The following is a 13,260-nucleotide window of genomic DNA, read 5'->3' as shown; positions in this document are numbered from 1 at the left end:
CGTGCCCGGCAGTGCTGCCAAGGCTGAAAACCAGGAGCGACGGCGGCAGAAGCTGACGGAATTCCTGAAGGCCGAGGCGGCCGACAAGGGCTTCGACGTCTGTCGCATCACCCGGCCCGATGCCATACCGGAGGCGCCGGCGCGGCTCGTGGAATTCCTCGACGAGGGCTTCCACGGCACGATGGAATGGCTGGCCGAAACGGCGGAGCGCCGCTCCGATCCGCGAACCCTCTGGAGCAACGTGCGCTCGGTCGTCATGTTCGGAATGAACTACGGCCCGGAGGAAGACCCGCGCGGCATCCTCGACCAGCCGGATCGCGGTGCGATCTCCGTCTATGCCCAGAACCGCGACTATCACGATATCATCAAGGGCCGCCTGAAAGAGGTCGCGACCCGCTTTGCGGCACGTGCCGGCGAAGACGTGAAGGTGTTCGTCGACACGGCACCGGTGATGGAAAAGCCGCTCGCCGAAAAGGCAGGCATCGGCTGGCAAGGCAAACACACCAATCTCGTCAGCCGCGAGTTCGGCTCCTGGCTGTTTCTCGGCAGCCTGTTCACCACGGCGGAACTTGCCTTCGACGCCGCCGAGCGCGACCATTGCGGCTCCTGTCGTGCCTGTGTCAACGCCTGTCCCACCGCTGCCTTCCCCGCCCCCTACCGCATCGACGCGCGGCGCTGCATTTCCTACCTGACAATCGAGCACAAGGGGCCGATCGACCCGACGCTGCGTCCGCTGATCGGCAATCGCATCTATGGCTGCGACGACTGTCTTGCCGCCTGCCCCTGGAACAAGTTCGCGCAGCAGGCGTCGGAGATGAAACTGAAGGCGCGCGATGACCTGAAGGCGCCGTCGCTCGCCTTTCTCCTGACCCTCGACGACCCGACATTTAGGACCTTCTTCTCGGGCTCGCCGGTCAAACGCATCGGGCGTGACCGCTTCGTCAGAAATGTCTTGATCGCAGCGGGCAATTCCGGCGATGACAGCCTGGTCGCAGCCTGCAAGACGTTGACCAGCGATACCTCCCCGATGGTGAGGGCGATGGCGGTGTGGGCTTTGTCACTATTGATCTCGCCCGATGCGCTTGCGGCCCATGAGAGGCAATGCGGTGCGGAGAGCGACGAAGAAGTGTTGTCCGAATGGCAAATGGCGGGAGTAAGCCGATGCATGTCCTGATTCTTGGCGCCGGTTATTCCGGCATGGCGATCGCGCGCGCACTGGCCGACAAGGCCGATAGCGTCACTGGTACGACCCGCAGTGCGGAAAAGGCTGCCAAACTCGCAAAAGCGGGCATCCGCCCGATCGTCTTCGACGGCGATACGGTTTCCGACGAACTGGCAGACGCCTTGCGGCAGGCGACCCATCTGATCCAGTCGATCGCTCCCGGCCGCGACGGCGACCCGATGTTCCGCCCCGGCAGCACCGACCTCGCCACGCTTGCCCCTGCCCTTCGCTGGATCGGCTATCTCTCCACCGTCGGCGTCTATGGCGACCATGGCGGTCAGTGGGTGACGGAAGACATGTTGTCCAAACCGGTCTCGGCGCGCTCGGTGGAGCGAGTCGAGGCGGAAGACGCCTGGCTTGCCTTCGGCGCCAAACACGCTGTTCCCGTCGCTGTGCTACGGCTTTCCGGCATTTACGGCCCCGGACGCAACGCCTTCTGCAATCTCGCCAACGGCACGGCCCGCCGGCTGATCAAGCCCGGCCAGGTGTTCAATCGCATTCGTGTGGAAGATATCGGCGCTGCCACATCCTACCTCTCCGAAAGACTTCAGGGTGGGATCTTCAACATCACCGACAACGAGCCGGCACCACCGCAGGATATCGTTGCCGAGGCCGCGCGGCTGATGGGCGTCGAGCCGCCGCCCGAGATGCCGTTCGAAACCGCCGAGCTTTCGCCGATGGCCCGATCCTTCTATGGCGAAAACAAGCGCGTTTCGAATGCACGCCTGCGGGAAACCGGCTTCGAACTCGCCTATCCCGATTATCGCGTCTCGCTTGCGCAAATGTGGCAGACGGACAGCTGGCGCGGCCAATGAACAATTGCTGCGCGAACCAGTCAAAATATTCCGTTCGCAATGGAACCTTGTCGATAGCATGATCGTTAGTAATGGTGATCTCACGGAGGCGCTTAATTGTGACCTTCGTGAGATATTCATTCTATACTCGGCGAATTGAATGCAACCACAGCGGTAGTGACGCATTTTTGACCATCCGGATTCCGGACGATTCGTTCAATTCGAAATTTTTAATGATTTTTTTCGTTAAGCCGATATCTCGGCTCGCGTGCGCGCCGCATTTAGCGCGTTCAACCGCTGATTCCAAAGAACTTCCGGGTTCTATTTAAACTATTTCAAACAATCTTCGTTTTTTAATTTTCGTCCTTTTTTAATAGATCCTAATAAAACGTAAATGGTTGAAGCACGTTTTCGCCATTTTTCGCCCCAATTAGCGATCTTCGACAGAATTAACCAAGAGCTCCAGCCCAAGAGCTCTAACCGAGGGTCGCCAGTTTGACGCCAGCGAAAATCAAGACTGTTGCTGCGGCAGCGCTGTTCACCGCCGGGATCGGCCTCGGTTCCGTTTCCGACAGCCAGGCAGCAGGCGCCGGCTGCGGCGGTGCTTCCTGGTATGCGCTGACCTCCAAGACGGCTTCCGGCGAACGTATGAACGCCGCCCGCCTCACCGCCGCCCATCGCAGTCTGAAATTCGGCACCAAGGTGCAGGTCACCAACAAGCGCAACGGCAAGAGTGTAATCGTTCGCATCAACGATCGTGGCCCGTTCATCCGTGGCCGTGTGATCGATCTTTCCAAAGCAGCCGCCTCGCAGATCGGCATGATCAGCTCCGGCCACGCCAGCATCTGTTATCGCGTCGTCAATTCCTGATCGTAAAATACTTCCGTCCGGCATCCGATCCGGGCGGTTCTGCTTTGAGAAGTACTGTTCCTCGCCACTTCCCCGCGTTTAATCCCGGCCAGCGTCTTGCTCTTCGATGCCATCGCCGCTACCACGGCGAAAAAGGAGTTGATCGAAGATGCGATTGGGCGGCAGGCTCGCTGGAGCCATTGAGGTTCTTGAGGACATCGAAAAGCGGAAGCGCCCGGTCGCCGACGCACTCAAGGACTGGGGCCTTTCCCATCGCTTCGCCGGCTCCGGCGATCGATCGGCGATCGGCAACATCGTCTATGACGCGCTTCGCATGAAGCTCTCCCACGCCTACCTGATGGACAGCGACAGCGCCGCCGCTCTCGGCCACGCCGTGATGTACCGCCAGTGGGGCTTTTCCCCCGAAGCGCTGGCGGCCGAACTCGATGGCGACAAATTCGCACCCGAGATGCCGTCCGCCGACATGGCGCAGGCCTTCGCGACGCGCCGCCTCGATGATGCCGCGCCCCACATCCAGGGCGACATTCCCGAATGGGTGCAGGCATCCTTCGAGGAAAACTTCTCCGAGGATTGGCTCGACGAAGCCAAGGCGCTCGCCGGGCGTCCGACGCTCGATCTGCGCGCCAACACGCTCAAGTCGACCCGGGACAAGGTGCTGAAGGCGCTGGAGCGCAGCGGCGCTGAAGCCGCAACGATCGCCCGCAACGGTATTCGTATTCCCGCCGGCGAAGGCGCCTCGCGCCTGCCGAACGTCACCGCCGAGCTTTCCTTCCAGAAAGGCTGGTTCGAAGTCCAGGACGAGGGATCGCAGATCGTCGCCGATCTCGCCTTCCCGCAGGAAGGCGAACAGGTGCTCGACTATTGCGCCGGCGGCGGCGGCAAGACGCTCGCCATGTCGGCTGCGATGAACAACAAGGGCCAGGTGCACGCCTACGACACCGACCGCAAGCGCCTGGCGCCGATCATCGAACGGCTGAAGCGCGCTGGAACGCGCAATGTCCAGGTACACGATTCCGCCGACAGCCTGGCGCCGCTTGCCGGCCGTTTCGATCGGGTTCTCGTCGATGCGCCTTGCACCGGCACCGGAACGTGGCGTCGCCGCCCCGACACCAAGTGGCGGCTCAACCAGAAGAACCTCGAAGAGCGGATCTCCCAGCAGGAAGAAGCGCTGGCAAGTGCTGCGCAGTTCGTGCGGCCGGGCGGACACCTGATCTACGTCACCTGCTCGGTGCTTCCCGAGGAGAACGAGGCGCAAGTCTACGGCTTCTGCGAAGACAATCCGGAATTCGAGATCCTGTCGGCCGCCGACATCTGGGCCGGGCTATTCGGTACCGACAAGCCGCAGCCATGGTCCGCCGACATGAAGACGGTGACGCTGACGCCGGCTTCCACCGGCACCGACGGCTTCTTCTTCTGCCTGATGCAGCGCAAGGCCTGAGCGCCTCGCCGGCGGCTTCGACACTGCGCCAAACCGCCGGCATCAGATTGAAAACGTTCTAAACTATACACTTTGACACCAGTTTACTTTTGGTTCATGACAATCAAGCTCCGGCGGGTCGGCGGGGGATTTTCCACGACCCATTGCCGAGCAATGACGCCGTCCCGCGGTGTCCGTTCCGGTCACGCCGGGAGAAGAACAGGAGAGGGTCATGACCAAGAATTTCATCCGCGCCGCGGCGCTGGCGCTCATGACGGCAACGTCGACGCTGGCCCTGCAGCCGGCGCAGGCCGCCACCGATGCGGCCGCCGTTGTAAAGCACTACACCGTCGTCGCGCACGCCAAGTTCGAAGATGCGCTGATCACCGCTGAGGCGCTCGACAAGGCAATCGACGCGCTGATCGCGACCCCCAGCGAAGCAACGCTGAAGGCGGCGCGCGAAGCCTGGCTCAAGGCCCGCCACCCCTACCAGGAAACGGAAGTCTACCGCTTCGGCAACGCCATCGTTGACGAGTGGGAAGGCAAGGTCAACGCCTGGCCGCTGGACGAAGGCCTGATCGACTATGTCGATCCGAGCTACGGCAGCGAGAGCGACGAGAACGGTCTCTTCACCGCCAACGTGATCGCCAACAAGACGATCAAGATCGACGGCAAGGATGTCGACGCCACCAACATCACGCCGGAACTGCTGGCGGGTACCCTACAGGAAGCAGGCGGCATCGAGGCGAACGTCGCCACGGGCTATCACGCCATCGAATTCCTGCTCTGGGGCCAGGACCTGAACGGCACCAAGGCTGGCGCCGGCAACCGCCCCTACACGGATTACGACACCAAGGCCTGCACCGGCGGCAATTGCGATCGGCGTGGCGCCTATTTGAAGGCTGCATCCGAACTGCTCGTTTCGGACCTGAAGGAAATGGTTGCCAACTGGACGCCGGATGGCGCGGCGACCAAGGCCGTCGAAGCCGATCCGAAGGCTGGCCTGACCGCCATCCTGACCGGCATGGGATCGCTCTCCTATGGCGAGCTTGCAGGCGAGCGCATGAAGCTCGGCATCCTGCTGCATGACCCGGAAGAAGAGCACGACTGCTTCTCCGACAACACCCACAACTCGCACCTGCACGACGCGATCGGCATCCAGTCGGCCTATACCGGCGAATATACCCGCGTCGACGGCACCAAGCTGACCGGCGCCTCGCTTTCCGAACTCGTTGCCACCAAGGACGCGGCACTCGACAAGGAAATGACCAAGGATCTCGCCACCACGGTCGAGAAGATGCAGGCGATGGCCAAGCGCGCCGAAACCGTCGAGGCCTACGACCAGATGATCGGCGAAGGCAATGCCGAGGGCAACGCCACCGTCCAGGCCGCGATCGACGGCCTGATCGCCCAGGCCAAGACCGTGCAGCGCGTCATCGCGTCGCTCGACCTCGGCACGATTGAGCTTGAAGGTTCCGACAGCTTGGATAATCCTAACGCTGTTTTCCAATAAGCTGAAAAGGCGGGCCGCGCCGTTACGGACGCGGCCCGATCCTCAATCGATGAACGCATGCATTGCCCGCTCCCTTCTGCAGTCGCTCCTGGCGCTGTTTCTTGTTGCGGCGGCAGTTCAGGCGTCAGACGATACCTCCGCGCTCAAGCACAAGCGCGACGATCTCTCCGAGGCCGACCTTCGCCGCGTCGAGGCGATCACTGTGCCGGTCACGGATTTCTCCAAGGCAGAACGATACGAGGCGATGTCGGCGGGAGCCGGAACGTCGATCGCCCCGAACGATCAGGACAGCTTCACTCAGTTTTCCGCAAACTTGGCTTTCGAGGATGAAGAGGGATTCAAGCTGGGCGATGCGCTGTTCGAAAAGCTCTGGGTGTCCTCGCCCTCGTCAACCCAGGCGTCCGATGGCCTGGGGCCGCTCTACAATGCAAGGTCCTGCCTCAGCTGCCATCCGCGCGATGGGCGTGGCGGCCCGCCCGAAGGCGCCAGCGACGGCACCTCGATGCTCTACCGGCTCGCCCGGGCGCCGCGCAACGACGGCGAACGGCAGATGCTGGCGACCTACGACATGGCCAATTTCCCCGACCCGATTTACGGCGCGCAGTTGCAGGACAGGGCGGTGCCGGGGCTTGCCGCCGAAGGTCAGATGAAGATGACCTACTCCGAGCTGCCGGTCACGCTGGCGGACGGCGAACTGGTCTTCCTGCGCAAGCCGACCTATGCGGTGCGCGATCTCGCCTACGGCGCCCTTGATCCGACAACGACGCTTTCGCCGCGGGTGGCGCCGCAGATGATCGGATTGGGACTGATCGAGGCGATCCATGAGGCGGATATCCTTTCCCGTGCAGACCCTGATGACGCCGACGGCGACGGCATCAGCGGGCGCGCCTCGCTGGTTCGCGATCGCGCGACCGGAGAAATTGCGCTTGGTCGCTTTGGCTGGAAGGCACAGACCCCGACGGTGCGCCAGCAGACGGCGGATGCCTTCGCCGCCGATATCGGCCTTTCGACCCCGGATCTCGACCGCAGTTTTGGCGACTGCACCGAAGGGCAAACGGCCTGCCTCGGCCTGCCGACCGGCGTCCAGGCGCGTCTCGGCGCGGTCGAGGCTCCGGACCCGGTGCTGGGACTGGTCACCTTCTACTCGGCCAATCTGGCCGTTCCGGCGCGGCGCAAGGCGAGCTTTCCAAAAACCCTGCGCGGCAAGGAGATCTTCTACCAGAGCGGCTGCGCTTCCTGCCACACCCCGAAATACGTGACGCGTCGCGACGCTGCCCACAAGGCACAGGCGTTCCAGCTGATCTGGCCCTATTCCGACTTCCTGCTCCATGACATGGGAGACGGCCTTGCCGATGGCCAGACCGTAGGTATCGCCAATGGCCGCGAATGGCGCACGCCGCCGCTCTGGGGCATCGGACTGACGAAGGCGGTGAGCGGCCATACGTTCCTGCTGCACGACGGGCGGGCCCGCAATTTTACCGAAGCCATTCTGTGGCATGGTGGAGAGGGCGAAAAAGCGCGAGACGCCTTTGCCGCGCTTTCCACACGTGACCGCCGTGACCTCCTCGCATTCCTGGAGTCTCTTTGATGTCTCATATGCCTTCGCTTGCCCTCGGCCTTTGCCTGGCCGCTCTGTCCCTGCCGGCCATGGCGCAGGAGGGAAGCGCGCTGTCGCCCCGTGTCGTCAACGAGGCTGCCGTGCCAGCCGTGATGGCTAGGGCGGTCGACGATTTCATTATCCCCGGCTACCGCAACCTGTCGGACAAGACCGCGCTGCTGACGAAGGCGTCGGCCGCCCTTTGCGAGGTCCCGTCGGCGGCATCGCAGGAGAAAGCGCAAGAAGCATTTTCCGACCTGGTACAGGCCTGGTCGACGGTCGAAATCATCCGTTTGGGGCCGGCGCTCGAGCAGAACCGCTTCGAGCGCTTCCTGTTCTACCCCGACCGCAAGAGCACGGGCCTGAAACAGGTGCAGGCCATTCTTGCCAAGGGCGACGAGACGGCGACCGACGTCGCATCGCTCAAGGGCAAGAGCGTCGCGGCGCAAGGACTGGGCGCACTGGAATACGTGCTCTACGGCAATGGCTCCGATGTGCTGGCGAGCAAGGACGGCGATTTCCGTTGCCGCTACGGCGTGGCGATCTCGCAGAACCTCGACGCCATCGCCAACGAGTTCCTGGCGGAGTGGCAAAAGCCTGAGGGCATCCAGGCCGCCTGGAAAAAGCCGGGCCCTGGAAATCCTCAATTTCGCGACAGCAAGGAGGCGGCAACCGAGCTGCTCGGCATTTTCGTGCACGGCGTCGAGATGGTGAAGGACCAGCGGCTGAAGCCGTTCTATGCCGGAACCGTCGACGGCAAGCAGGACAAGGGACATCCGAAGTCGGCGATCTACTGGCGGTCGGAAAACACCATGCCCTCGATCGCCGCCAACTTCCGCGGCCTGCATACCCTGTTCAAGGTGGCCGACATGGAAAGCCTGCTTCCGAACGACAGCCGCTCGGTCGCCGGGTCGGCAGACTTCGTCTTCAAGTCGGTCATCGGCATCTCGCAGACCATCGACGGTCCGATCGGCGAGGCGATCGCCGATGACAAGAGCCGGGCCAAGCTCGATTTTCTCACGCTCAACACCGCCGATCTTCTCGACCGGCTGAACAAGGATTTCGGCGGTGCCATCGGCCTTGGCGCCGGCTTCTCCTTTGCCGACGGCGACTGAGCAGACAGCCCTTAGCCGAGGCTGTTGACAATCCCCCCGTTTGGGCGCAAAGCGCTCCCGTGTCCGCTCTCGCGGCCACGTTTCACCACAAGGATCAACTTGCAATGAACCCCGACAGTCGAAGTCGAGCCTTCATGCTCACGACCGCTCGGTCCTGATTGATCAGGGCTTCGTGGCGGTCGGATGACTCGCCCTATGGAGCCCAAAATGCTGCGCATCTACAAAAGCCAGAACAGCCATCTCGTGCTCGTCGACATGCTCGACGGCCTTGCCTCTCCGACGCCGGTCATCTGGTTCGACCTGCTCAATCCGTCCGTGGAGGAGACCCGGCTGGTCGAAGGCCAACTCGGCATCGAAATCCCGACCCGGGACGAGATGCAGGAAATCGAGCTGTCCGACCGGCTCTACCAGGAAGACGGCGCGCAGTTCATGACCATGACGGCCGTTGCCAAGCTCGACAGCGACTACCCGGTCAAGGTTCCCGTGACCTTCATCGTCAAGGGCGTGACGCTCGTGACCGTACGTCACGCCGACCCGAAGCCGTTCCAGACCTATGCCAACCGGCTGCAGAAGGCCAACGGCCAAGGCTGCGAAACTGGCGAACTGGCGATGCTGGGGCTTCTCGAAGCGATGATCGACCGCACCGCCGACGCACTCGAGCGGGCCGGCAGCGAGGTCGACGGTATTTCGCGTGAAGTGTTCCGCAAGACCAATGCCAGCGCCACCAAGAAGACACGCGACTTGCAGTCGCTGATCGAGCAGATCGGCCAGAAGGGTGACCTTCTGACGATCATTCGCGAAAGCCTGGTCAGCATCGGTCGGCTGGTCGCCTATCACGTGGCGCTCGAAGGCATCGGTCCGCGCAAGGCGGCCAAGGAAAGCCGGCAGCGGATCAAGTTGATCCAGCGCGATGCGACATCGCTCGGCGACCACGCGCTGTTCCTGTCGAACAAGATCAACTTCTTGCTCGACGCGACGCTCGGCCTGATCAATCTGGAGCAGAACCAGATCATCAAGATATTCTCGGTCGCTGCCGTCGTGTTCCTGCCGCCGACACTGGTCGCCTCGATCTACGGCATGAACTTCGAGGTCATGCCCGAGCTGCAGTGGCAGTTCGGATATCCCTATGCCCTGGCGCTGATGGTGCTTTCGGCGATCGTGCCGTTCCTCTACTTCAAGCGGCGGGGCTGGCTCTGACAGAGTCATCTGCTACATCGTAGCGACAAGGATCGGCGGCGGAATTCCGGTGCCGGTCCGATAAGATGGCAGGCGAGGAATGGCCATGCGCGCCACCACGGGTCTGATCGACCGTCGCAATTTCATCAAGATGGCCGGCGCCGCCTGGGTGGCGACGCTCGGCGCTCGCGGCGCCTTTGCGCTCGAGCGCGCCGACGCGGTCTTTGCCTCCGCTTTCATGGCGCCGGACGGAAGCTATGGCGTTGCCACACTGACCGAGGCCGGCGAGATCGTCGAGCGCACGGCGCTTCCGGCACGCGCCCACGGCATGGCCCATTCAGCCGCCAGCAAACGGACGGTGGCGTTTTCCCGCCGCCCCGGCACCTATGCGATGATCCTTGCGACCGACGGCAGCGCCGAGCCGGTGGTCATCGCGGCCGCCGAGGGCCGGCACTTCTATGGCCATGGCTGCTTTTCTGCCGATGGCCGCCTGCTCTACGCCACCGAAAACGACTTTGCCGCCAATCGCGGCATGATCGGCATCTACGACGGCAGCCGACATTTTGCCCGCATCGGCGAGTTCCCGACCTATGGCATCGGCCCGCATGACATGACGCTTTCCGCCGATGGACGGATGCTGGCCATCGCCAATGGCGGCATCGAGACTCATCCGGATTTCGGCCGCACCAAGCTCAATCTCGACCATATGGAACCGAGCCTGACACTGGTCGACACCGAGACCGGCGCGCTGATCCAAAAACACATACTGCCGGGCGAACTCAACCGTCTCTCCACCCGCCACGTCGATATCGGCCCGAAGGGCGAAATCTGGTTTGCCTGCCAATACGAAGGTGCGCGCGACGACCTGCCGCCGCTCGTCGGCCATTTTTCCCATGGCGAAGATCTCGCCTTCGTGTCGCTGCCCGAAAGCACGACCGAGGCCTTGGCCAATTATGTCGGCGCCATAGCCGTCAACCGCCAGGAGGGATTGATCGGCCTCACCTCGCCCAAGGGTGGCGTTGCCGTGACGCTCGATGCCCGCACGGGTGCGGTGTTGAGGCAAGAGCGCGTGACCGACGCCGCCGGTGTCGCGGCGGCCGAGCATGGTTTTGCCGTGTCGTCCTATGACGGCCGCTTCAAGGACCGTCAAAGCCGTGTCGCCTGGGACCAGCATATCGTCCGGCTCGGCCGGGACTGACGGCCCACGTCACGCGGAGAAGCGACCCTCGCCGGCCAGCTTTGCCAAATTGTCCCATCGATAGGCGGTCTGATCGTGGTTCTCACCGCCGAGGCTGACCTGGCCCTGGCCGACGGCGACCGCCCCCAGGCGTTCGTAAAACGCTCGGTTCGGATTGCTGGAAAGCACCCAGGCAAACAGCGACGCGCCGCCCAGCTCCCGGCAGTGGGCCGCGACGCTGCGCACGAGCGCCGAGCCGATGCCGGCCCCTTGAAACTCCTTGAGGATATAAAGCGCATAGAGTTCGCGGTCGAAGCGCGGCGGCATCGAGCGGGCCTTTCCATAATTGGCAAAGCCGATCACCCGGTTCGTGCTCATGTCGACCGCGACCAGGTGGAAAACGTCGACAACGCGCATGCGCCGGGCATGGCGCAACGCCTGTTCCTCGATGCTCATGGCATCGAGGAAGGCATCGGAAATCAGCCCGCGAAACGTCGATCGCCAGGTTTCGACGATGACGGAAGCGATCATCATGATGTCATCAGGACCGGCCGGCCGGATGTCGATGCGTCGGAAGCTTTTCATGGCAGAGATATAGGTGGCGCATGGTCGCTTCGAAACAGCAGCCCCCGCTGGAAAGCGCATCAGGGCACTCTATCTGTCGACGCCATGAACAGACCCCTCGTCTACACAGTCTTCATCGCTGCCGTTCTCGGTCTCGGGCTTCTCATCGGCTACAACAACATCCCCGGCGAATGGTACCAGTCACTGGCAAAGCCGGTCTTCAATCCACCCAACTGGATCTTCGCCCCGGTCTGGTCGGTGCTCTACGTGATGATCGGCATCGTCGGCGCCCGGCTGTTTCTTGACCATCGCCGTACCGCCGCGATGCGATTGTGGCTCGCGCAGATGATCTTCAACTTCCTGTGGTCGCCGCTGTTCTTCGGCCTGCAGGACATCGCGTCGGCACTGATTGTCATCATCGCGCTGCTGATCGCAGTCGCCGGTGTCATCGTCGCAAGCTGGCAAAGAGACCGCGCTTCGGCCTTGCTCTTCCTGCCCTATCTCGCCTGGGTGGCATTCGCGACCGTACTCAACGGCTCGATTTTCCTCATGAATTGAGCTTGTCGCACTGGTGCGGCCGTGCCACTGTCCGTCGATCGATATGGGAGGCAATCGGGCCTGCCGCGACAGCCAGGGCCGTACAGACTGATGGACGACAGCGATCCCCCAGATTTCCGCAGGCGCATAAGGGAAAGCTTCGCACGGCAGGCGGCCATGGAAACGATCGGCGCAGAACTGACGCTGGTCGAGCAGGGTACCGTCGAGATCGAGCTGCCCTTTGACGAAAAGCTGACGCAGCAGCACGGCTTCCTGCATGCGGGCGTGATCTCCGCCGCGCTCGATTCGGCCGGCACCTATGCCGCCTATTCCGTCATCGACCCCGACGCCTCTATCCTGACGATCGAATTCAAGGTCAACCTGCTGTCGCCGGGGCGCGGCGAGCGCTTCCTGTTTCGCGGCGAGGTCACCAAGCCCGGCACGACGATCATCGTCTCCGACGGGCGCGGCTACGCCATCCGCTCGGACGGGCCGGCCAAGCTGATCGCCTCGATGACCGGCACGATGATGGTCATCCGCGGACGCGAGGGTATCGAAGGATGAAGGTCGAAATGAAGGACGTCGCCGGCCGCAAGGTTCTCTATGTCATGGCTGTCGATGCCGAGTACGGTCCTCATCTCAAGGCACGGATCGCGCCGCTGATGACCGGCGTCGGACCGGTCGAGGCCGCAGTCACGCTGACGAAGACGCTGGCAGGCCTTGCCTCCAAAGACACTCTGCCTGATCTCGTCGTCTCGCTCGGTTCGGCGGGTGCGGCCAAGCTTGAACAGACCGAAGTCTATCAGGCGACATCGGTCGGCTACCGCGACATGGACGCCTCGGTGCTCGGTTTCGAGAAAGGCGCGACGCCGTTTCTCGACCTTCCCGCCGTCGTTTCGCTGCCGCTGCGCATTCCTGGGATCAAGGAGGCCCGGCTTTCGACCGGCGCCAACATCGTCTCCGGCACCGCCTATGACGGCATCGACGCCGACATGGTGGAAATGGAGACCTATGCGGTGCTACGCGCCTGCCAGTCTTTCGGCGTGCCGCTCATCGCGCTTCGCGGCATTTCCGACGGTAAGGCGGAACTCAAGCACGTCAACGACTGGACGGAATATCTAGATGTCATCGACGAGAAGCTCGCCGGCGTCATCGACAGGCTTGAGACAGCGATCGGCACGGGCGAAATCCGGCTCTGAAAGCCCGGAATTGTCGGGGTGCAATCTAATCGTTGCGCAGAGGACGGGCTTTGATTAAAGGCTCGCCATGATCAAGCTT

The 13,260-nt window shown here is 62.7% G+C and carries 13 protein-coding genes; 12 read left to right on the top strand and 1 reads right to left on the bottom strand.

The genetic code is table 11. The features are described from left to right. The first annotated feature begins 1 nt into the window (after position 1). The 9 genes from queG (at position 2) to C6558_RS01185 (ending at position 10,902) form a co-directional block, all read left to right on the top strand. A complete protein-coding gene (gene queG, locus C6558_RS01225) occupies positions 2–1,174 on the top strand; it encodes a tRNA epoxyqueuosine(34) reductase QueG (RefSeq protein WP_025425605.1) in 1,173 nt (390 codons plus the stop codon). Then, positions 1,162–2,037, top strand: a complete 876-nt coding sequence (locus C6558_RS01220; RefSeq protein ID WP_025425604.1) for an SDR family oxidoreductase — start codon at positions 1,162–1,164, stop codon at positions 2,035–2,037. The genes queG and C6558_RS01220 overlap by 13 nt, the downstream gene beginning before the upstream one ends. Before the next feature lie 474 nt (positions 2,038–2,511). Further along, on the top strand, positions 2,512–2,886 hold the full coding sequence (locus C6558_RS01215; RefSeq protein WP_025425603.1) for a septal ring lytic transglycosylase RlpA family protein: 375 nt from the start codon (positions 2,512–2,514) through the stop codon (positions 2,884–2,886). A gap of 148 nt (positions 2,887–3,034) precedes the next feature. Continuing rightward, on the top strand, positions 3,035–4,324 hold the full coding sequence (locus tag C6558_RS01210; RefSeq protein ID WP_025425602.1) for an RsmB/NOP family class I SAM-dependent RNA methyltransferase: 1,290 nt from the start codon (positions 3,035–3,037) through the stop codon (positions 4,322–4,324). A 211-nt stretch (positions 4,325–4,535) separates the two neighbouring features. Further along, a complete protein-coding gene (locus C6558_RS01205; RefSeq protein ID WP_025425601.1) occupies positions 4,536–5,816 on the top strand; it encodes an imelysin family protein in 1,281 nt (426 codons plus the stop codon). Between the two features lie 49 nt (positions 5,817–5,865). Further along, positions 5,866–7,404 carry a di-heme oxidoredictase family protein gene (locus C6558_RS01200; protein WP_057212524.1) on the top strand — a complete coding sequence of 513 codons (1,539 nt, stop codon included), beginning with the start codon at positions 5,866–5,868 and terminating at the stop codon, positions 7,402–7,404. Next, the gene (locus tag C6558_RS01195) at positions 7,404–8,528 is read left to right on the top strand and encodes an imelysin family protein (RefSeq protein WP_025425599.1); all 1,125 of its coding nucleotides are present in this window, start codon (positions 7,404–7,406) and stop codon (positions 8,526–8,528) included. Before C6558_RS01200 ends, C6558_RS01195 begins: the two co-directional genes overlap by 1 nt. A gap of 207 nt (positions 8,529–8,735) precedes the next feature. After that, positions 8,736–9,725, top strand: coding sequence for a magnesium transporter CorA family protein (locus C6558_RS01190; protein ID WP_025425598.1), 990 nt, complete (start codon positions 8,736–8,738; stop codon positions 9,723–9,725). An 85-nt stretch (positions 9,726–9,810) separates the two neighbouring features. Next, complete coding sequence (locus C6558_RS01185; protein ID WP_025425597.1) at positions 9,811–10,902, top strand: DUF1513 domain-containing protein; 1,092 nt, start codon at positions 9,811–9,813, stop codon at positions 10,900–10,902. A 9-nt stretch (positions 10,903–10,911) separates the two neighbouring features. Here the strand turns inward: C6558_RS01185 and C6558_RS01180 are convergent, their stop codons facing one another. Further along, entirely contained in the window at positions 10,912–11,466 is a 555-nt protein-coding gene (locus C6558_RS01180; RefSeq protein WP_025425596.1) for a GNAT family N-acetyltransferase, read from the bottom strand. An 84-nt stretch (positions 11,467–11,550) separates the two neighbouring features. Here C6558_RS01180 and C6558_RS01175 point away from each other — a divergent pair, with 84 nt between their 5' ends. The 3 genes from C6558_RS01175 (at position 11,551) to C6558_RS01165 (ending at position 13,181) form a co-directional block, all read left to right on the top strand. Further along, entirely contained in the window at positions 11,551–12,003 is a 453-nt protein-coding gene (locus tag C6558_RS01175) for a TspO/MBR family protein (protein ID WP_025425595.1), read from the top strand. Between the two features lie 90 nt (positions 12,004–12,093). Further along, positions 12,094–12,546, top strand: coding sequence for a PaaI family thioesterase (locus C6558_RS01170; RefSeq protein WP_025425594.1), 453 nt, complete (start codon positions 12,094–12,096; stop codon positions 12,544–12,546). Beyond that, positions 12,543–13,181, top strand: coding sequence for a 5'-methylthioadenosine/S-adenosylhomocysteine nucleosidase (locus tag C6558_RS01165; protein WP_025425593.1), 639 nt, complete (start codon positions 12,543–12,545; stop codon positions 13,179–13,181). Before C6558_RS01170 ends, C6558_RS01165 begins: the two co-directional genes overlap by 4 nt. Positions 13,182–13,260: the final 79 nt, after the last annotated feature.

The organism is Ensifer sp. NM-2 (assembly GCF_003024455.1).
Classification (GTDB): Bacteria; Pseudomonadota; Alphaproteobacteria; order Rhizobiales; family Rhizobiaceae; genus Ensifer; species Ensifer canadensis.
This window is presented reverse-complemented; position numbering and strand designations above follow the sequence as displayed.

Coding starts and splice junctions, on each gene's coding strand:
- C6558_RS01220 (WP_025425604.1), top strand. CDS start 1,162: ATGCATGTCCTGATTCTTGGCGCCGGTTATTCCGGCATGGCGATCGCG.
- C6558_RS01210 (WP_025425602.1), top strand. CDS start 3,035: ATGCGATTGGGCGGCAGGCTCGCTGGAGCCATTGAGGTTCTTGAGGAC.
- C6558_RS01205 (WP_025425601.1), top strand. CDS start 4,536: ATGACCAAGAATTTCATCCGCGCCGCGGCGCTGGCGCTCATGACGGCA.
- C6558_RS01200 (WP_057212524.1), top strand. CDS start 5,866: ATGAACGCATGCATTGCCCGCTCCCTTCTGCAGTCGCTCCTGGCGCTG.
- C6558_RS01195 (WP_025425599.1), top strand. CDS start 7,404: ATGTCTCATATGCCTTCGCTTGCCCTCGGCCTTTGCCTGGCCGCTCTG.
- C6558_RS01190 (WP_025425598.1), top strand. CDS start 8,736: ATGCTGCGCATCTACAAAAGCCAGAACAGCCATCTCGTGCTCGTCGAC.
- C6558_RS01185 (WP_025425597.1), top strand. CDS start 9,811: ATGCGCGCCACCACGGGTCTGATCGACCGTCGCAATTTCATCAAGATG.
- C6558_RS01180 (WP_025425596.1), bottom strand. CDS start 11,466: ATGAAAAGCTTCCGACGCATCGACATCCGGCCGGCCGGTCCTGATGAC.
- C6558_RS01175 (WP_025425595.1), top strand. CDS start 11,551: ATGAACAGACCCCTCGTCTACACAGTCTTCATCGCTGCCGTTCTCGGT.
- C6558_RS01170 (WP_025425594.1), top strand. CDS start 12,094: ATGGACGACAGCGATCCCCCAGATTTCCGCAGGCGCATAAGGGAAAGC.
- C6558_RS01165 (WP_025425593.1), top strand. CDS start 12,543: ATGAAGGTCGAAATGAAGGACGTCGCCGGCCGCAAGGTTCTCTATGTC.